The 21,267-nt window shown below is 36.6% G+C and carries 9 protein-coding genes; all 9 read right to left on the reverse strand.

The window, feature by feature from the left end; genetic code table 11:
• Window positions 1-137 precede the first annotated feature (137 nt).
• Window positions 138-1,760, reverse strand: coding sequence for a DUF262 domain-containing protein (locus QM491_RS21940; protein WP_283329676.1), 1,623 nt, complete (start codon window positions 1,758-1,760; stop codon window positions 138-140).
• Complete coding sequence (locus QM491_RS21945) at window positions 1,760-2,866, reverse strand: hypothetical protein (protein ID WP_283329677.1); 1,107 nt, start codon at window positions 2,864-2,866, stop codon at window positions 1,760-1,762. The genes QM491_RS21940 and QM491_RS21945 overlap by 1 nt, the downstream gene beginning before the upstream one ends.
• Window positions 2,856-4,064, reverse strand: coding sequence for a DUF3696 domain-containing protein (locus QM491_RS21950; protein WP_283329678.1), 1,209 nt, complete (start codon window positions 4,062-4,064; stop codon window positions 2,856-2,858). The genes QM491_RS21945 and QM491_RS21950 overlap by 11 nt, the downstream gene beginning before the upstream one ends.
• A 130-nt stretch (window positions 4,065-4,194) precedes the next feature.
• A complete protein-coding gene (locus tag QM491_RS21955) occupies window positions 4,195-7,497 on the reverse strand; it encodes a VCBS repeat-containing protein (protein WP_283329679.1) in 3,303 nt (1,100 codons plus the stop codon).
• 259 nt (window positions 7,498-7,756) lie between these two features.
• Entirely contained in the window at window positions 7,757-11,074 is a 3,318-nt protein-coding gene (locus QM491_RS21960; protein ID WP_283329680.1) for a VCBS repeat-containing protein, read from the reverse strand.
• A gap of 79 nt (window positions 11,075-11,153) precedes the next feature.
• Window positions 11,154-14,468 (reverse strand): VCBS repeat-containing protein, encoded by a 3,315-nt coding sequence (locus QM491_RS21965; protein ID WP_283329681.1) that lies wholly within the window; start codon window positions 14,466-14,468, stop codon window positions 11,154-11,156.
• Window positions 14,469-14,540: 72 nt separating this feature from the next.
• Entirely contained in the window at window positions 14,541-16,604 is a 2,064-nt protein-coding gene (locus QM491_RS21970; protein ID WP_283329682.1) for a glycoside hydrolase family 97 protein, read from the reverse strand.
• Window positions 16,605-16,843: 239 nt separating this feature from the next.
• Window positions 16,844-20,095, reverse strand: coding sequence for a VCBS repeat-containing protein (locus QM491_RS21975; RefSeq protein ID WP_283329683.1), 3,252 nt, complete (start codon window positions 20,093-20,095; stop codon window positions 16,844-16,846).
• Between the two features lie 17 nt (window positions 20,096-20,112).
• Window positions 20,113-21,255, reverse strand: a complete 1,143-nt coding sequence (locus QM491_RS21980) for a DUF4249 domain-containing protein (protein ID WP_283329684.1) — start codon at window positions 21,253-21,255, stop codon at window positions 20,113-20,115.
• Window positions 21,256-21,267: the final 12 nt, after the last annotated feature.

Consider the following 21,267-nt stretch of genomic DNA (forward strand, 5'->3'; position numbering starts at 1 on the left):
AACACCCTTCTTGGGCTTCGTTCCGCTACGCTACACTCAGCCCAAGAAGGGTTAAAAACATAATCAAAGTAGACAGATTATGTATATTTTTAAACTGTACTAAAAATGGGAAGCCGACAGGCTTTTTGTTGGAGAAATTAAAAGTCTAAGCCTAAACCTATATTTTCAATAAATTCATCCTCTCTCTCTTCAATTAGTTTTTCTCTTATTCTCAACAGTTCTTTATTTTTTCTTTGAGCATATAAATCACGCATTTCATCAGTTATGAATAATTCTTCATATTGACCTCTATACTCATCAGAAAGAAGAAATTCTAGTGAAGAGTGTTTTATATTTTGGTAGTTTAATATTACATCTTCAACCATAAATGGTTTGTAAACAACATTAGCTCGGCTTTCTTTCTCATTTTCAATTAGTTTAATTGAAACAAATCCTAAACAAGTTTCTGAGGTTATAACTTCCTTAGATTGACTTAATTGATATAACACATTGGCACAAAAACGTACTGAGCCAAAGTTTGAAGGTTTGTATTGTGGAGCTTGAAATCCAATATCATTATTTTCTATATAAATCAATTCATATTCACTACCAGATAAATAATTTCTAAATTGCTGAAATGCTTTCGCCCTCTTACTGGGACTATATACAGTAAAGTAATTAGAATAAGTAGTAAACCAAAACCAATTTTTTAGTTCTTCTAATTGCGATTCAGTCGGGCTGTCTATAATATTAAAAAACTCTGTTATAAAAATTAATTGCCAGTTAGTTGGTAATAATTTACTATCTATGACATAAAGGTTTTCAAATAGAAAGGCTACTGCCTTTTCCAATGACATCAACGTCTTTCTCGCTACCTTAATAAAATCATTTTTATCGCTATTGATAAGTTTAACTACATCAACATCAAACGACAATTTACCAAATGAACTTTGAATACAGTTAAATATTAACTCTCTATTGATCTCTTGAAAATTGTATAATTTTAGTTTCTCATATAAAGAATCTATCTCATTTTTAAGACTAAATTTATTTGTTTGAGTCAATGCATTAACAATCCAATCTTTTGATATTTGAATTCCCTTTTTATTAACTCGCCAAAAAATATCAACTGCTTCATCTACGGTAGCATCAATAATATCAACAGATGAAATTTCATATTCTGATATTATTTTACTAAGCTCATCAGCCCTATCTAAATAAAGATCAATTTTGTTTTTATCATTTATTTTTTCCAATTTCTCTCTGGCAAATTTTCTAAAATCAGACGTGTTAATCAAAACATAAAGAGGCACTTGATAATCATACGTGGATTTTTGATTTTTTCTTACAGAAATAAATTCTTCTTCTTGTAAATCATAAAATATTCGAAATTTATCATTCCAGATGGATTCATTTAGTTGAAGTCTATCTTTGTTGTATTTTTCAGGATTTATTAAACAACCAAATAGCGTAGATAGTCTTTGTAGCCCATCTAGTATAAATATTGGCTTAGGTTCAGAACTTGGATTCAAAACCTTATAGGGGCCAATATAGTTGTTATCTTTTTCAATCCAAATATCACTATTCTCATGAATAGGTTTCCAAAACTGTATAGAACCTATCGGATATTTATTCTTGATAGATACAAATAATTCTTTTATATCGTCTGTTGTCCACAAAAAGTCTCTTTGAAAATCGGGAACCTGAAAAGTTCCTTGTTCAAATTCCTCTAAATATTTACGTAATGAACGTATTCTGGTATCTATTTTTAATTCTGACATTATAATAATGCTGTTATCTTATCAAGTATGCTTTGTAGCTCCCCAATTCCATCTCTATCTTTTAAATTTATTTTTGTAATTATAGATTTCCTAAACAAATTGGGAAATTCATCCTTGAAACTTCCACTAGTCTTTAAATTATTAAAATTATCAAAACCCATGTAAGTAAATCCAACATCCAAATACTTAAAATTTTTATCTGAGAGTCTTAGAGAGAATAAACTAAGTATATTTGTATCTACAGGTTTTCTAATATTACCACTATTAAATTTATCTTTTTTGGGAGGAAAACCATCTGAAATGTTTAAGAAGTCCTTTTGAGTATTTGATAAATGTCGATACGTACTAATCCAGTTATTCAAATCATTATTTTTAGAAACAGCTCTTTGCTTTTGTAACTCTTCAAAGCTCTCGATGGGTAAATAATTTTCCATTGCTCGCTTTTTTAAAATATGTATAGAGTTTATATCTATGCCTAGTTTTTGTATTTTATTTAATAAAGTGTCATGCTTTGAAGGTTGAGTAGGAAAATCGGTATCACTGTCTAGTATAATTACTCCTCTAAAATAGTCAGATATATTTCTACTATTTTTTCTCGCTAAAGCTTTAAATCTATTAAGAAAACCTTCCATAAAATTAGGAATATTTCCACAACCTCCAGCATTTTCAAATTGAAGCCAAGCATTATCTATATGCTCCTGAGCTTTATTATAATTATTAATATTTCCAAAATGCTTAATAATCGCTAAAATAAATTCAGAATCATTTTTATTGTTTTCTAATATGATAGAAACTGGCTGATTCAAAAATAGAATAGCTTCTTCTATATTGAAATTGGAAGTACCTCTTTTTGACGTTATTTTGTATGGGATAGCTGATGAAGTTACATAAGCATTGTATTCCTCTTCCAAGAAACTACTTAAATTAGGCTCTATAGATGCCAATTTCTTAAAGTTCTCAGTATCAAGAACTTTTTCAATCTCTATTACAATATTATACCTAGGTTTTGTAGCAATAGAAGGATAATAGGATAGTATTTGAAATAGAAAATTTAAAGCCTTAAAATCGGAGTTTACAAAAACATCCTTAGTAATATTAATCCACATTTCGCAAGTCGTTAATGTTAGCCTTCATTATAGCTCTAGTTTCTATAACTGTTTCGCCAAAAATACCTTCTGGCCATTTTTCTACACTCCCATCCTCATTTACTTTAATATTTTCCAATTTACTCTCATTTTTGTCCTCATCATAGTCTACATAATACAACGCTATATCATCAGGCTTTAATTTACCTTCTGCTACCAGTCTTCGCATTCTTAGAACAAAGTTTTGAGAATGAGTCTCGAATAAGTATCTCTTGTTTTTATCTAATGCAATTGAATCAAAAAATAGTTGTGCGAGTTGTGCATGAGCATAAGGATGTAAATGACTTTCGGGTTCTTCTATTATAATCAATGTTTCCTTCTCACAAGGTTTATATGCACGAATTATCAGAGGCAATACTTGAGCAATACCAGTTCCTGTTTGTGATAAATTAACTTTTAGCTTGCCTTTTTCTAATGAAATTCTTGCTGGTATATCTTTTCTATACCCATCATAATCCACTCGAAGTTCCCAGCCTTCAATCTTTTCTTTTATCCAATCTGAAATCAATTGATAGTATTTCTTAAGAGTAGTTTGGCTATCATCAATCAAAAATGAAAATAAGTTTTCACCCTCAAAACCAGATTTATCATATTTTGTATCATCAGAAGGATAGTATCCCTGTGCTTTTTGTCTAAACCCTCCGATGTAATCAGAAGTTAAATCCTTGTTAGTAAACTGGTTATTAGGGATATCTGTACTTCGTACTCCTATTTCATCAGTCAATGAGTTTAATGTAACCCCTCTAAACTCTGGAAACCATTTTTTCGCTGATTCATCAAGGTAAGACTCATCATTCTCAGTAAAGTTCAGATTAGCATAATTCCAGTCTTTAACCTTAAACTTTCCATCTTCTATATGTAACGAGATTTTCAATTCTCTATCGCTATCATCTAAAATTTCAAACTTTAACTCTCCTCTGTGCATTGGCGTTCCATAAATCAGCTCGTTGGGGAATTCTGCAATAGGAACGCCAATATCTTTAAGATTGATTGCTTCGTCAAACCTTCCACTCAAACTTGATTCAAGTAATGGAATCAACTTCAACACGGCTGTCTTACCAGTATTATTTTTTCCTATAAGAATAGTAATCGGCTTTATTTCCAATGTTTGCCAGTCTTTAAACAACTTAAAGTTTTTAAATTTTATCTTGCTAATCATGTCTTTTGCGTTTTGAAACATTTATTTTTCAAGAATATAAATGTCATATCCAAATATAATAGGGTGAACTTTAGTATCTATTTAGAATACATTTTAATGCTAATCTACATGAATTTAGATAGAATTCATACTAATTCACAATATCCCAAATCTCTGCTGTATCATTATTTTTAGCAATGAGAAGAGCTTTTTTACCATTTGCTTTTTTGAGGATTCTTGTTTTGCGCACTTGTCCTTTTACTAAAAATCCTGTTTCTAAAGAGGTCATTTTCCTAAAATTACCTTTCCCATCATTTTGAAGAATAACCCCGTAGTTGGCATCAAATCTTCCGATTTCTGGTAAAACATCAAAGAAATTTCCATTCATGATAATTTCCAAGGCTCCATCTTTATTCAAATCTACACACTGAATACTGGTAATAGGCGATGTTTGTGCCATCATGGGGAATGGCGTAAACTTGAATTGTCCTTTGCCCAAATTCCACATAACGCCAGACTCACTATTATTGACCTTTTGGACTGTAGCAGATTCCAATTGACTATCTTCAAAAAGGTCTCCCATTTGAGCAGAGGCATAATCTGAAAACTTCAGAAACTTCTGTTTTATTTCTGGTAACTGCTTCTGCAAATCGGCTTTCAAAACCATTGGCCAAGGCTCTCCTTGACGATAACAGGTCATTATCTGTTCGAAAGAACCGTTTTTATCAAAATCATTCACATATAATTCTGCTGGTTCGGTAGCAGAAACCTTGAAGTGATGGTTATTTCCTAGATTACCCAACACAAAATCCAAGTCTCCATCATTATCCAAATCCGCTGCTTGGATGGCGTTCCACCAACCGTTCAATGCTTGATTTCCAAGGTCTGATTTTATGAAGTTTTTACCTTTATTATTCTGTAAAATAACTACAGGCATCCAGTCGCCAACGGCTATTATTTCGGGGTATCGGTCGCCATTCAAATCTTGAATAGTCACATCGGTAATCATTCCTAATGCTTGATTAGCTCCCAGAAGCTGAACTGAAACATCTTTAAAATTGCCTTTCCCATCGTTTTGAAGAATAAAACTATTTGGGTTTTGACCATAGCGTGCGGGAGTCATACGAGTACCTACAAATAGATCTAAATCGCCATCTAAATCGTAATCCAATGCCTTGGCACAAGCGCCACTGGTACGATTAGTTGGGAGAGTTGGGCTGTAAACGAAGTTTCCTTTTCCATCATTTAAGAAAAGACAATCCGCCAATTGTGGATCATTGGGTAAAAACTCATTACTTCCTGTTACCCAATATAAGTCCAAATCTTTATCACCATCGGCATCAAAAAACAGAGCATCTACCACCTCAAAACCCTTGTAAGGCTCAAAAGAAGGCATATTTCTCAAGGATAATTGTCCCGAAGTTGTTTGGAGATAAATTTGTTTGGATTGCGTCGCCGAGCCCCCAATAAATACATCTTCTATACCATCGCCATTAATGTCGCCGACCGCTAAAGCTGGTCCTTGGGTAGAGTATTTTTGTTTGAGCAAACCATCACGGTTATAATCTACAAAGTCATTTTCGACATGGGTATATTTCCAACTAGACTGTACGGTATGGTTTACTAATAATGGCTTTAGATTACTTGGAGTTTTATAGACAAATTTCTCGTTGGCTTGGGCGTGGTCTAACGTAAGCGTTTGATTAGCTTTGATGTTTCGAATGGTTTGTGTGGCATCATCGCTCCAAATAATTACTAAAGAATCAACAGTTGTATTTTTTCCTAAACCAAAATTTAAAGACAAATCCATTGAAGATTGGAAACCTCGATTTGGTAACTGTTGTAAAACCTGCTGTTCTCCTTTTTGAAAAATTGAAACCTTCGCTCCTACGCCAAAAACATTTTTTTCATACCCTTTCAAACGAACTTTCAGATAATTGGCCTGTAGCTTTTCGTTTGCTTTGTTTTTATAAATCGAAACTGGCGAATCGTTATTATTTACAACCAAATCCAAATCTCCGTCGTTGTCTAAGTCTGCATACGCCGCGCCATTCGAAAATCCTGGACCTTCAAGTCCAAAATCCACAGCATGGTTTTCGAATTTTAGATTCCCCAAATTCTTGAAAGCATAATTGGGAACTGGTGTAGAGGTCATTTTATCAACAAACTCATGATAGTCAAATTTTTTCCCGTTCAACATTTGTTGCATGGTGTTTTCGTCACCCAAGAAAGCAATATAATCTTGGTCGGTAAGGTCTTTCATGATGCCTGTTGCCACAAAAAAGTCTTTCAAACCATCATTATCCATATCAAACATCAAACCGCCCCAACTCCAGTCGGTGGCGTGTAATCCCAATTGCTGACCCATTTCTGAAAAAGTCCCATCGCCATTGTTGATATGCACCATATTGCGCATATATTGGTAATAGTAGTCTTGCTTGACCTTAAACTGAAAAAAATCATAACTTTCATAAGTGGCAGTACGCTTGACACGCTCTTCACTTTCAGGAAACATTTCGGTCACGATAATATCCTGCCAACCATCGTTATTCAAGTCAGCAATATCGGAGCCCATTGAAGATAAAGGCGTATGTCCAATTTGTTCTTCAATAGCCTCTTTGAATGTACCATTACGCTGGTTGATATAGAGATAATCTCTTTCGTAAAAATCATTAGATACATAAATATCTGGCCAGTTATCATTGTTGACGTCGCCGACAGTTACCCCCAATCCAAAACCAATTAGACTTCCATAAATACCTGCTTGGTCGCTGACGTCCACAAAGTGATTATTGTCATTACGATACAATTTATCACCACCCAAAGAGTCTCTTTTTGCCCTGAGATTAGCATATCCTAGCCTATCCATTGGCGTGAAGCTATTGTTGAGACAATACATATCGAGGTCGCCATCGCGGTCATAATCAAAGAATGCAGCATGAGTTGTAAAACCACCATTGGTCAAACCATACTCTTGGGCTTGCTCTTTGAAAGTTGGCATTCCAGCTTTTATTCCTTGATTTATATAAAGCTGATTCCCTCGATTATCTTTATTTCCTGAATTACAAACATAAATATCCAGCAAACCATCGCCATTGACATCCGCCATGGTTACGCCTGTACTCCAGAATTTTTTTCCTAAAATCCCAGCCTTTTCAGTAATATCTTCAAACTGTAAATTTCCTTTGTTGATATACAAACGATTTTGCTCAAAATTGGAAGTCAAAAACATATCTGGCAAACCATCGTTGTTGAGGTCACCAAGGGCTACACCACCGCCATTATAAAAATTACGGTAGTTAAAAATGTTAAAATCCGGTCGATCAAGGATATGATTGGTAAAATCTACACCCGTGTGGCTAGCAGGAAGCTCTTCAAAAAGCGTATCCTTGGGCGATGTAGAACAACTCCATAAACACAATATTGATACTAATAATCCAACTATTTTTTTCATATAAACAGAATGCTATGAGCCAGAGCTTTAGGCATTTTCTAAGGTCTTTTTTGTATGGGTATGTTGGAAAATGGATAATTTGGCAGAGAACCAAAAGGATAAACTTACATTAATAGTATTGTTCTCACTTTGTGCCTCTACGCCTTTGTCCCTGTTCCCGCTATCTACAACTTTTCCTTACAAAAATACAAACCTCACCACGCTTTTACGCATAGTGAGGTTTGTATTTTAGCATTTATTCGACCATTTGGAAAAACTATTAGACTTGAGACAATACAACCAGTGTATCATTGTTTCTAACCACCAAAATATAGGTCTTTCCTTGTATTTTAATCGGCTTCAAACGCTTGACTTGCCCTTTGATAGAAATACCTAAAGGCTTCACGTCAAAATCTCCTTTTCCCTTATTAACCAACAAGGTTCCATAATCGGCATCGTAGCGTCCCATTTGGACATTACAATCGTAAAAATTGCCCATCAGGAGAAAATCGGGCAGATTATCACTATTAGCATTTATGGCTAGCGCCGCAAAATATGGGGCAAATTGCGCCTGATATGGCAAGGCTTTTATGCTAAAGTTTCCTTTGCCGTCATTGATAAGAACAGCATTTGAGAAATAGTTGGCTTCTAACGTTTTGGCAGCCTCCAATTCAGAGCTTCCCACTAAGTCTTTGATTTCGGCTTTAGCAAAATCCTTGGCTAGCAAAAATTTCTTTTTCATAAAAGGAAACTGTTTTTGCGTTTCGGTCTTATTAGCAAAAAGAATTTCTTGCCCTCCTAAATAATAAGTCAACAGCCCATCGGTTGAGCCATTTTTATCAAAATCATTCACATACAAACGCACAGGTTGCTCAGGAGAGGCTTTTAATCGACTATTTAAGCCTAAGTTTCCTGCCACAATATCCAAATCGCCGTCAGCATCAATGTCGGTAGTATAGGTAAAATTCCACCAACCTCTTTCTTGTGTCAGCGTTTTTTTCACCAACTTTCCTTTTTGATTTTCGAATAAACAAAGTCCATCCCACTCCAAAGACAACAGTAAATCTGTGTCGCCATCTTTATCTAAATCTACGCTTTCAGCGTTTTTGACCAAACCTACTTCGGATAATTCTGGAGCTGTTTTGGCTGTAATATCTACAAATTGTTTTCCATTGTATTTGAACAAATACGAATGAGGAATTTTGCCATAAGCAAATGGAACCGAGCGTCCGCCCACAAAAACTTCTGGGCGACCATCGCCATCAATATCTTGGGCTTTGATACAAGCTTCGGTCATTGTTACAGCTGGGAAAGCGCCTTCTTGAGCTTTTAAAAGACCTTTACCATCATTGAGATACAAACGAGGTTGGATATATTCGGAGCCGATGGCGTATTGATTTCCACCTTCTGCCACCAACAAATCCAGATGTGAATCGCCATTGATGTCTATCCACTGCGCATCCACCTCCTCATAATTTAAGTCTTTTTGCAAATCGGGCTGAGGTATTTCCTTAAACTTTCCATTGCTTTGTTGGAGAAAAACCTTGGCTAAACTGGTTTGCGATGACCCAATAAAGAAATCTTCTAAACCATCATGATTGATGTCGGCGACTGCTAAAGCTGGTCCTTCCGAGGACATTTTGTGAGGGATTAACGCTTCTCTTTCAAACTCATGGAAAAGATTTTCTTCATGCTTAACTGTTACTCCCAAGATGTCTGAAACATCCTTGAAATATGTTTTCGGACGATATTTATTTTTGAAACCTTCAAAATCAAATACAGGAAGATTAGCCTTGTGCGAAATCGTTAAAGAATCTTTCAAGTCTTCTTTCTTCATTTTTTGAAAAGTTCGGTCAGGCCAAATCAAATAAGCCGAATCCACCTCGGCACGATTGCCTAATCCCATCACCATCGGAATCTCCATACTCGCTTGAAAGGCTCTTACAGGGAATTTTTCAAAATAAAGGGTTTCATTTTTCTTAAAAATCAACACCTTCGCTCCTATGGCATTCAGGTTTTGAGCTTTCCCTTTCAAATACAAACGCATATATCCTTGTTCTGGGGCGTAGGCATCCGCTAAGTTCTTGTAGACGTATGCTTTTTCATTGATATTATTAGTCACAATATCCAAATCGCCATCATTGTCCAAATCGGCATAGATAGCGCCATTGGAATAGGAATTTTGATTATTGGCAATTTGCGAAGCGATTTCTTCAAAAGCTAAATTGGGATTATTCTTAAAAAACTGATTGGGAATTTTGATTTCAGGAAGTTTCCCGTCCAAAGAAATATCCTTTTCATCCATTTGCTTTTGGTCAAGCTTATTTTGAACCTCCTCCGAAGAAATAAAGTTGATATAATCCATATCATTTACTCTTTTCGGAATACCATTAGAAACAAACAGATCTTTACGGCCATCATTATCAAAATCAAAAATCAATGGCGACCACGACCAATCTGTAGCAAACATATTGGCATATAAACCTATCTCGCTAAAGGTATTATCACCACGATTGAGTTGTAAATTATTTCGAGAAAATTGATAGCCATAACCTGCTTGGATTTTGTAGAAAAAGGTAGAGTAAGAATCCTCTCCTTCTGAACGTTTGAGAATTTCTCGGTCATACGGAAGCATATCCATGGATACAATATCGTCCAAAAAATCATTGTTCAAATCGGCGACATCGACCCCCATCGAAAACTGACTGGTATGTCCAATCTGACTCGTGAGTTGGTCGGCAAAACTTCCATTTTTTTGGTTGATGTACAAATAATCATTTTCATGAAAATCATTTCCAATGTACATATCTGGATAACCGTCAAAGTTGAAATCGCCCAAACCTATACCTAAGCCATAACCCAAAGCATCGGCAGCAATGCCAGCTTGCTGCGTAATTTCCTCAAATTTACCATTGTTATTTACGTAAAATCTATCTCCAGCCAAAGGGTGAATCGTTCCCTTGAAATTATCTCTAGAACCAAATGTACCATTTTGATGCACCGAGTGATTCAATTGGAACATATCCAAATCACCATCTAAATCATAGTCGAAAAAGGCCGCTTGTGTGCCAAAGCCTATTAAATCAAGTCCATATTTTTGAGACTCCTCCTCATATACAGGAACACCGTCAGTGCCTATTTTCTGGCAAACAAACAATAAGTTATGTCCCTTTAAAATCTCAAAATCACCAACTTGATTGACATAAATATCAAGTAGCCCATCCTGATTTATATCGACAATTGATACGCCGTTTGACCAACCTTTTCCTCCTTTGAAGTTTGCTTTTTCGGTAACATTTTCAAACTTCATATTACCCTTATTCAAAAAGACCTTGTTGTCGGTCATGTTGGCGGTAAACACCAAATCTACCCAGCCATCATTGTTTAAATCTCCTGCACCTATACCCCCACCATTGTAGAAATACATGTAACGAAAAATATTAAAATCTTTAGTTGGATTAAGGTCGTTAGAAAAGTCTATACCAGTAGTTTCGCCATCTAACAATTCAAATGCAGGTGGCGTTTTCTTCTGACAACTTTGTGTAAAAAGAAGGAATAGGACGAGAGGGAGGTATATAAGAAATAAAAATCTTTTCATCGAATCAGCTAGAATGATGTGTATTGCTAAAAAATGTCCTTTTACAAAAACATAAAGACTTTGTAAAAGGACAAAAAAACTATTTTTTGAGTGCAAATAACCTTGGCACTTCGTTATTAATAAGTGCCAAATATTCGGTTTGAGTTTTTACTTTAACAGGCAAAATTTGTTTGATTTCGCCATTCAAAACAAAACCGCTTTCTTGATTGGTAAGTACTTCAAACTGTCCTTTCCCCTTATTAATCAATACATTTCCACGACTTGCATCAATCATCGCTAACTGCGGAATAAAGCCCGTATAATTACCTCCAATAATCAAATCTGGTTTACCATCGTGGTTTACGTCAGCTTGTTCGATAGCATTGATACATGATAACTGTGCTACCTCAGGTAAGGTTACTACCGTAAATTTACCTTTACCATCGTTGATAGCCACTATAGATTTACAGTAAGCCACTGTTTTGGTTAAGCTTCCTTCTAAGACATCCGATGGAAACAAATCTTGCAATGACTTTTTAGCATACTCAGCATGTTGCAGAATCTGCTTTTTCAAGGCTGGGAATTGCTCTGCCATTTCTCTTTTCAAGAAAACAGGTGAATCCTTTTCGTTAATAGTCTTGGTTAAAATTTTATCAATGCTTCCATTTTTATCAAAATCTTTGACCCAAATCTTCAACGGGGCATCTAACTGGGTATGAAGCGTAAAGTTTTCACCCATATTACCCAATACCATGTCGTTATCTCCATCGCCGTCAACATCTAGCACCTTAATAGCACCCCAGAAGCCTGTGTATTCTTCTAAGCCATTATCCGCTTTTTCGAATTTTGCACCTTTAGCCAACAAAGTTACAGGTGCCATCCAGTCACCCACGATGACCAAATCCTTTTTACCATCCTTATTGACATCCGACAGAGAGGCATCACGTACCATACCGAGTTCTTTCAATTGTGGCGCAACACTAGCTGTCACATCTTTGAATGCACCTTTACCGTCGTTTTGGTAAATAAAACTATTAGGATTTAAACCGTATTGCATCGGTACACTACGACTTCCTACAAACAAATCTATATCGCCATCGGCATCATAATCGAGTGGTAATACTACAGAAGTGTTCAAAGTATTCATTGGGATAGCGCCTGACGAATACGTAAATTTGCCTTTACCGTCGTTTAGGTACAGTCTATCCAACAAGTCATTTGTACCTTCCGAAACCTCATTACCTCCGCTACCTACGAACAAATCCAAATCACCATCTTTATCGGCATCGAAAAATAGCACCGCAGTATCTTCAAAAAAGGCTGTTCTTTCAAACGATTCTTGTTTGGACAATTTGAACCCAGCGGCTGTTTGCAAATACAACATACCTGCTTGATCCTTTGCCCCTGCAATATAAATATCCTCTAAGCCATCGCCATTGACATCGCCAACGGCAGCCTTTGGTCCTTCTTTCGAAAGCATAGCAGGAAGATTTTTTTCTTGGTAAAAATCCTCGTACGGATCTTCTTGATGTTTTTCAAACGGCTGAGTTACCCATTGAAAATATCCATCTACTAGTTTTGCCTTTGGATAAGACATTTTTTTACCATCCTTCATTTGATACGAAACCAAGCCATCAATTTTAGGATTTTTGTAAATACTAATACGCTGATCAGGCCAAGTAATGATTAGGGAGTCTACTTTGGTATTTTTTCCTAGACCAAAATTCAAGACATACTCCGCACTTGACTGGAATCCACGAGAAGGAATCAGTGAACGAGTTTGTGTTTCTTTTCCTGTAAAAACATCTACTTTAGCTCCAACCGCATAGGTATTCTGACCTTCGCCTTGAAGTTTAACTTTTAAGAAATGAGGTTTTTCTGCTTGTTTGTCAGAGTTGTTGCGATATACAAAACATTGAGCGTTCACGTTGTTTACCACCAAATCTTCATCTCCATCGTTATCTAAATCGGCATACATCGCACCATTAGAGAACGAAGGTGCATCAAAACCAAAATCCTTAGCCTTTTCTTCAAACTTCAATGATTTAGTATTATGGAAAAAGTTATTAGGAATCGGCGTTGAAGGCATTTTTTCAATGATTTTATTAAAATCCTGCTTCACACCCGTCATGCGCATATCCTGCACTAATTCATTGGCAAAAAAGTCAATAAAATCTTGGTCGATTACGTCGTTATAAATACCATTACATACATAAATATCATTGTATCCATCGTTATCGGCATCGAACATTAAGGCACCCCAACTCCAGTCACTAGCTGCTACGCCAGCGTAATTTCCTATTTCCGAAAAAGTACCATCTTGGTTATTTAACTGAAGACTATTTTGCTGAAATTGGTTATAAAAACCACGTTCTTTTTTCAGTTTAAAAACATAATGATTATCGAAAGAAGACGTAGTTTTCAAACGATATTCATCACGAGGAAGCATATCTGTAGTAATGATTTCTTGGTAACCATCATTATTGATATCGGCCATGTCTGCTCCCATAGAAGCAAGGCTAATATGTTTCATCCGCTGTTCGATTTCTTCTTTGAAAGTCCCATCCTTTTGGTTGATATAGAGATAGTCTTTTTCGTAAAAATCATTAGAAACGTAGATATCTGGATAGTTATCATTGTTAGCATCGCCAATGGTTACGCCCAAGCCAAAACCAATCAATGAGCTATAAATACCTGCATCTTTGGATACGTCATGGAAAAAGCCGTTATCGTTACGCATCAATTTATCACCTCCACCTTTCAAGAAATCTTTTACTGGCCAATCCTCAGCACGTAATTCACGGTTGTTGGCATAATTGAGCGTATTGACAGGGATAAAGCTGTTGTTGAGAATATAACAGTCCAAATCGCCATCCAAATCATAATCAAAAAATGCCGCATGGGTAGTATAACCTCCTTCGTCCAAGCCATATTTTGCAGCTGACTCAGTAAAAGTTGAGTTACCATTGTTGATAAAAAGGGCATTTTTTTGTTTTTGGGTAAACTTATTAATCCCTGCGTTACACACATAGATATCTAGAAAACCGTCATGATTGATATCTGCCATGACCACGCCAGTATTCCATTTACCTATTTCTTCTACGCCTGCTTTTTTAGAAATATCCTCAAATTTCCAGTCGCCTTTGTTAAGATATAGTTTGTTAGCACCCATGTTGGATGTCAAGAAAATATCGGGCAAACCGTCGTTATTGATATCGCCAATGGCTACGCCTCCGCCATTATAAAAATTGCGGTAATTGAATATATTGAAGTCTTTTGAGTTTTCGACTTTATTCACAAAATCAATGCCCGTATCCTTACTATCCATGAGTTCGAACACGGTGTCGCTTTTACTCGAACATCCCAATCCAATTCCCATGAGGGCTATAAGCGACAATTGTTGTAATACTTTCATTCTTTTGTTTATATAAGGTTAGTTATGGTTGTTGGGAAAAGTATTCCATTTTTCAACCCAACAGTCGATATCCTATTTAATACTGATTGCAAAACCACCACCTTTAGCGATTTTGATTGTGCGCTTGGTTTGTGAATCTACCGAAACTTTTTGGATTTGATAAGCTTCTGGATTTTTCTCCCAATCTGCATTGCTAGCATCTTGATAAATGGTTGCTGTGTAAGTTTTACCAGAAGGTAAAAAATCAAAATTCACTAAAAGCTCTCTTGAATTTTCATCGCTCACAGCTCCCACAAACCATTGGTTCTGTCCTTTTTGCTTACGAGCAATCATGATAAACTCTCCTGGCTCGGCAGATAAAATTTTGGTATCGTCCCAATCTACAGGAACATCTTTGATAAATTGTAAAGCATCGGGATAAACCTTGAGATTTTCTGGCAAATCGCCCACCATCTGCAAAGGACTGTACATAGTCACGTACAACGCCAATTGTTTTGCTAAGGTCGTGCGCACACGTGTGGTGCGAGATGGGATAAACTGGTTGAGGTGCATTTTGAAAAAACCTGGCGTATAATCCATCGGACCGCCCATCAAGCGAGTGAATGGCAAGATGGTTTCGTGCTCTGGTACCAATCCCAACGTTGGGGCGTTGTTGAACTCATTGCCACGAGCAGCTTCGTTGGCAAGCCAGTTTGGATATGTACGGTGCAAACCCGTTGGACGAGAAGATTCATGCGCTTCAATCATAATTTGGTACTCAGCAGCTTTTGCCGCTACCCGATTGAAGTGATTTACCATCCATTGACTATCATGATGCTCACCGCGAGGAATAATACGACCTACATAACCCGTTTTGGCTGTTTCAAACCCTTTATTTTTCATAAACTGAAATGCTTTATCCATACGTCGCTCATAGTTGGTCACCGAACCAGAGGTTTCGTGGTGCATAATCAGTTTTACATTTTTCTTTTTGGCATAAGCCAACAAAGCATCCACATCATAGTCAGAATATGGGGTGACAAAATCAAAAACTTCCTCTTTCCAATTACCAAACCAATCTTCCCAACCTTCGTTCCAGCCTTCTACCAGCACGCCATCAAAGCCATGTTCTGAGGCGAAGTCTATGTATTTCTTTACATTTTCGGTATTAGCACCGTGTTTTCCTCCTACTTTTTCCCAAGTTGCTTTACCCACGTGCATTTCCCACCACATACCGATAAATTTCTGTGGTTTTATCCAATCAGTCTTTTCAATTTTGGAAGGCTCATTAAGATTAAGAATAAGTTTAGATGCCAAAATTTCTTCGGCTTTATTACTCAAAACAATTGTTCTCCAAGGAGTATTAAAAGGCGTTTGCAAATAGGCTTTATTCCCTACAGCATCAGGCGTAAGATGTGAAGTCAGCCCCAAAGTCTTGGTGTTTGCCATCAGGTGCATAACAGGATAGTTGACAAGAGCAGCCTCGTGGATATTGAGATAAATTCCTTGAGGGGTTTTCATCATCAAAGGCGTTTGAACGGCATTATCCGCAATCAAAGATTGTAGGGCAATATCCTTTTCTTTTTTAGCAGCAGCTAAAGCATGAATCTCTGAAAATAAGGTTGTATTGTACAAATATTCATTTGTATCATAATCTCCAGGAATCCAAAAAGTTTTGTTATTAGTCGCCAAATTAAATTGCGTTAACTCATCAGCAACAATAAAATGTTTAAATCCTTCTTGCTCAGGGAATTCGTAGCGAAAGCCTATTCCATCATTAAAAGCCCTAAAGACAACATCAATCAATACATTCGCAGGAATGGCTTTTACACGAAGTTTGAGTTGCTTGTAATGATTCTCGATACTTTTTACTTCTCCCCAAACAGGAGTCCAAGTTTCAGAAAACTCACTAGAATCAGCAGAAATAAGGGTAAAGTTCGTGAGAGAAATAGCAGGTTTTTGGAGCTTAAAACCTAGCGAAGAAGGCTTTACAACCGAAGTTTGAGCCAAATTTAAGGCATACGTAAGCTTACCTTCTTTGGTGACATTTACAGTCAAATTAACACGTGCATTCGGAGAGGCAAGATGATATGCCTTTTGAGGAAAAACCTCTGCTGACAACAGCAAAAGCCCCAATAATAAGCCAGTGAATTTCATAATTTGATATAGTTGTTTAAATAAAAATGGTTTTAAAAAAAGGGATAAGGCATAAATAGCAAAGGCACAAAGGGAGATTTGTGAGTTGAGAGTTGTGAGTGCTGAGTGATGAATGTAAAATTTTAATCGCACACTAAAACACAACTCCTCTTTGCCTGAACCCTATCCCCTAAAAACACTTTGTGCCTTTGTGCCTGTTCACTAAAACTAATGCCTATCCCCTAAACCCTATCCCCTCTTCACCACACATACCCTTCCACTCCTTCATTATTTTTTCCGACGAATAGATATTTTGGTAGGGCTAGGATAGATTTAATATCTCCTTTGAAAAATAGACCTGTTTGAGCGACGGACATGCTTTCGAAGGCAAACTTTCCTTTGTTTTTCAACAAAATACCATAATTGGCATCAACCTTGCCAATTCTCAAACGCAATTTACTATTATTACCTGCCAACAAAATATCAGTTTTGCCATCCTTGTCGAAATCTTGCAAGGCTATCGCATACACAGGAGCGTATTGCGCTTGCATCGGTAATTGATGTACCACTAATTTCCCCTTTTGATTTTCTAATACCAAAGTTTTTAAATTGGTAATCTCCAGTCTATGTGCCTTTTCTAAAGCTGATTGGTCAAAAACATCCTCTATCGTTGCCTTCGCAAAAGTGGCATAATCTGGAAATTTCTTTTTCAAAATTGGCATCTGTTCTGCCATTTCATCTCTGGTACAGGCAGGATAAGACTTTCCTTGAATATAATAATTGAGGAAAAAGTCAACCGTTCCGTTCATGTCAAAATCATCAAAAACCAAACTAGCTGGCTCTACTTTCGAAGCACGAATTTGGGTATTGAGTCCCATATTTCCCAGTACTAAATCCAAGTCTTTGTCTCCATCCAAGTCGGCTTGTGCAATACTTGTGTACCAACCTGAAGGAGTATCTGTTGCCTGAATTTCAAACGTTCTGTTACCCTTATTTTTTAGGATTATCGGACTCATCCACTCTCCTACAACAACTAAATCAGTCGTACCATTTTGATCAAAATCATCTACTTCGACACCCGTTACCAAGCCATACGCTTCTAGTTCTTGTTTGGTAAAATGGCCTTTTCCGTCATTCCAAAGGATAGCACTCTTTTCTGCCACTGGAAAACGGTTAGGTTGAATATGACCACCTACAAAAACATCCAAATCACCGTCTTTATCCAAATCTGAGGCTTTTACCGTTTTGGTATTCAACCCATCTTCGATAGTTTGGGTAAGTTTTAAATTTCCTTTTCCATCATTTAACCATAGTTGATCCTGCTGTTCGCTCAATTGTGCATTGGCATAATTTCCAACCGTCACATAAACATCTGGCCATTGGTCACCATTAAAATCGCCTACGATGGCATCTTGTTGAAAAACAGGAGGCGATGAAAGTTTTTGTTGCGTAAATCCTTCTCCTTTTGCCAGATAGATTACTGGCGGTGACAAAGCATTTCCACATACCCAAACATCCATTTGTCCATCCTTATTAAAATCTCCTGCCACCATTTTAGGACCTGTGTAAGAATAGTGCATCGGCAACATTACCTGACGGTCAAAGTTATTGGTAAGAGCTATCTCAGAAACCGCCGAAGGAATGGTTGTTTTGGTAAAAATTGGATTGGTAGCTTTCTCCGATTGCAGAGAATTACAAGTTGGTGTTTTCTGATAAATTATTTCGTATTTATTGTCAGCTTTGGGTTGACACAGTTCTGTAATTGAACCTTGCGCATCAGGCCAAAATACCTTTACAGAAATAACTTTCCCAGTACCAATCCCAAAAGTTAACGGCTCAAGGTTACTCGACTGAAACCCGCGACTATTGGCAATTTCTTGAGTCAAAGTCATTACGGAATCTTTTCCTTGTACACGAAGCTGTACTCTTGCTCCTATGGCAAAAAGATTCTGTGTCGACCCAGTCAGTTTTACTTTCACGGAATGAAAATCTGGCTGAATATTTTGACTTTGATTTTCATAAACATGAGCTTTATCATTGAGGTTGTTGGTAATAATTTCAATATCTCCATCATTATCCAAGTCAGCATATACAGCACCACTAGCCACAGTAGCACGGTCAAATCCCCAATTTACTTGTTCATTTACAAAGCCTAATTGATGATTATTTCTAAAAATATAGTTTTTCGTCTGACTCGTTGGCATTTGTTTCAAATGATCCAATAAGGGCTTTTTAGAACCATAAGCCTCCTCATCATTGTAATATTTGATAAAGTCGGCATTGGTATAATCTTTTCCTAGACCATTACTTACAAAAATATCTTTGTAACCATCCAAGTCAAAATCTGCCATGAGCGTTCCCCAACTCCAATCGGTATTAGATACACCTGCCAATTGACCGATTTCAGCAAATTGTCCATTTCCTTGGTTTACCTGCAACATATTGCGCATATTGGCATGCCAGAAGCTATTTTGCAATTGTGCTTGATAAGTATTCCAGTTGTCTGGCCAAAGCAACAATTTTTGACGAGCATTATCTTCTGGAAGCATATCTAGGGTAAAAATATCGGGTAGGTTATCGTTGTTGATATCGGCAATATCTACTCCCATCGACGAATAAGATGTATGTCCGATACGCTCACGAAGTTCATCTTTAAATGTTCCATTTTTCTGGTTGATATACAAATAGTCATCCTCCACGTAATCATTGGTTACATAAATATCAGGATAACCATCCTGATTGACGTCCGAAACCATTACTCCCAAACCAAAACCCAATGGATTTCCTTTGATACCAGCTTGTTCGGATACATCCGTAAAATGCCCCTTATCATTTCTGAAAAGTTTATCTCCTGCATTGTAATCACGAGCAGCACGCATAACGGCAGCCTCCTTACGTTGGTATCCAGCCAGATTATGATTAATCAAAAAGCAATCTAAATCACCATCAAGGTCATAATCTACAAAACTAGCTTGTGTCGAATACCCTGAATCATCTAGTCCATATTCTTGCGCTTTTTCGGTAAATGTTAGATTATGGTTATTGATAAAAAGTTGATTTTTACGAGTTCCCTCTGGTCTCAACCCCGAATAACACACATAAATATCCAGCCAACCATCGGCATTAATATCAACTACCGAAACACCCGTTTTCCAAGCACCTTGTCTACCAGCTACCCCAGCTTTGGAGGTGATATCCTCAAATTGCATTTCTCCTTTGTTCAAGTACAAAGTATTAAGAACTTGATTACCTGTAAAATACAAATCTGTCAATCCATCGTTATTGAAATCAGCAGCAGCAACGCCTCCTCCGTTATAAAAATATTCATAATTGAGAATATTTTCCTGTTCAGACTCTGTTACGATATTAGAAAACTGAATACCTGTTTCTTCAGGTGTTTTGAGTGTAAAAAGTGTCTCTTGCTGTTGACAAGAAATACCCATTACACCCAAAAGACCTATGTAAAATAGGTTTTTAAAAATATGTTTAATTACTATGAAATTCTTTATCATACTTTTGGTTCTTTTACTTATTCACGCCAAGCTTCAGGTTCTTTTTTTGTTCGATATTTACCTTCTATGCAAGGCGTCAACGGACCACTCAATGCTCCTGGTGGTGGTGGAATGCTTCTTCCTTGATACACTTTTGGAATAGCTGTATATCCGTCAGAACCAATCGAGCGGTCTATATATACTATTTTTTGTTTAGCTCCGAATACTGAAAAAACACCTAATGTTTTTTCTTCAGGAAAATCTACCGAAATGATATTTGGGCTAAACTGTGTTTCGGCAGGCACATCAAATAGCGTTCCTGAGCTTTGAGATACATTTTTTATCGTTCTCAAATACTGGTAAAGTTTAATTGGAATAGCTCTTTGTTCAATTTTCAAATAATACAAAGATTTATCTGTGTAAGGAACACTCGCTACTTTTACGCCTCTGATAGTTTGTCCATTCAACAAATTGTCAGAAAGAATATTAATCAAAGTTGAATTTTCTATATCAAAACAAGTCTCTGAGCATTTGTAATTAATTAATTCTGGTACCGTTTGCCCAAGCGGAAAGTTATTTTCAATACTACATTTGTTTTGGATATAATCATATCCTCGTTCGCAACTTGCGCAGTAAAGTGTTCGTTCGTAATGCGTCCATTTCCATTCATAATATTGCTGAGGATCTGAAGAATCCTTAAAATCGGCGAATACCTGAAAAGCATATCTGCGTGCGTCGTTGGTTGGATAGTCTGTATCAATTTTAAACTGTGTATAAACACTATCTATCGCTGGCGATGCTATAATTTGTTCTGGAGTTGATTGATATTTTTTACCATTTTGCAAGGTAATATTTAAGGTATAACTTCTACCTACAACGCCTTGAAAAGTAGATGAAGACTCATAAACTCCTCCTGAAAGCTCTGAGAGCCTTTCCTGTTTTCCTAAATCATCTTCAAAAAATACCGTCGCACCAGTTATGGGTGTACTTTCGGTATTGATATTGATGTTGGGAGACGAAAAAGACAGATATACTCTATGAGGTCCTTTCAAATCCGAAAGCGAGGCTTCTACCGACAGATATCGTTCTCCTGTAGCTTGGGTATAGTCTCTAAGTTCGTCGATACAAGAACTTAAGCTCAACATTAAAGTTAGAATTAAAAATCTTAAATAGGTTTTCATACGCTATGAATG

It is taken from the genome of Flectobacillus longus, assembly GCF_030056705.1.
GTDB classification, from domain to species: Bacteria; Bacteroidota; Bacteroidia; order Cytophagales; family Spirosomataceae; genus Flectobacillus; species Flectobacillus longus.

What these genes read in the sequence shown, in the direction of transcription:
- QM491_RS21970 (WP_283329682.1), bottom strand. Translation starts at nt 16,604, where the DNA reads ATGAAATTCACTGGCTTATTATTGGGGCTTTTGCTGTTGTCAGCAGAG.
- QM491_RS21980 (WP_283329684.1), bottom strand. Translation starts at nt 21,255, where the DNA reads ATGAAAACCTATTTAAGATTTTTAATTCTAACTTTAATGTTGAGCTTA.
- QM491_RS21960 (WP_283329680.1), bottom strand. Translation starts at nt 11,074, where the DNA reads ATGAAAAGATTTTTATTTCTTATATACCTCCCTCTCGTCCTATTCCTT.
- QM491_RS21950 (WP_283329678.1), bottom strand. Translation starts at nt 4,064, where the DNA reads ATGATTAGCAAGATAAAATTTAAAAACTTTAAGTTGTTTAAAGACTGG.
- QM491_RS21945 (WP_283329677.1), bottom strand. Translation starts at nt 2,866, where the DNA reads ATGTGGATTAATATTACTAAGGATGTTTTTGTAAACTCCGATTTTAAG.
- QM491_RS21955 (WP_283329679.1), bottom strand. Translation starts at nt 7,497, where the DNA reads ATGAAAAAAATAGTTGGATTATTAGTATCAATATTGTGTTTATGGAGT.
- QM491_RS21965 (WP_283329681.1), bottom strand. Translation starts at nt 14,468, where the DNA reads ATGAAAGTATTACAACAATTGTCGCTTATAGCCCTCATGGGAATTGGA.
- QM491_RS21940 (WP_283329676.1), bottom strand. Translation starts at nt 1,760, where the DNA reads ATGTCAGAATTAAAAATAGATACCAGAATACGTTCATTACGTAAATAT.
- QM491_RS21975 (WP_283329683.1), bottom strand. Translation starts at nt 20,095, where the DNA reads ATGATAAAGAATTTCATAGTAATTAAACATATTTTTAAAAACCTATTT.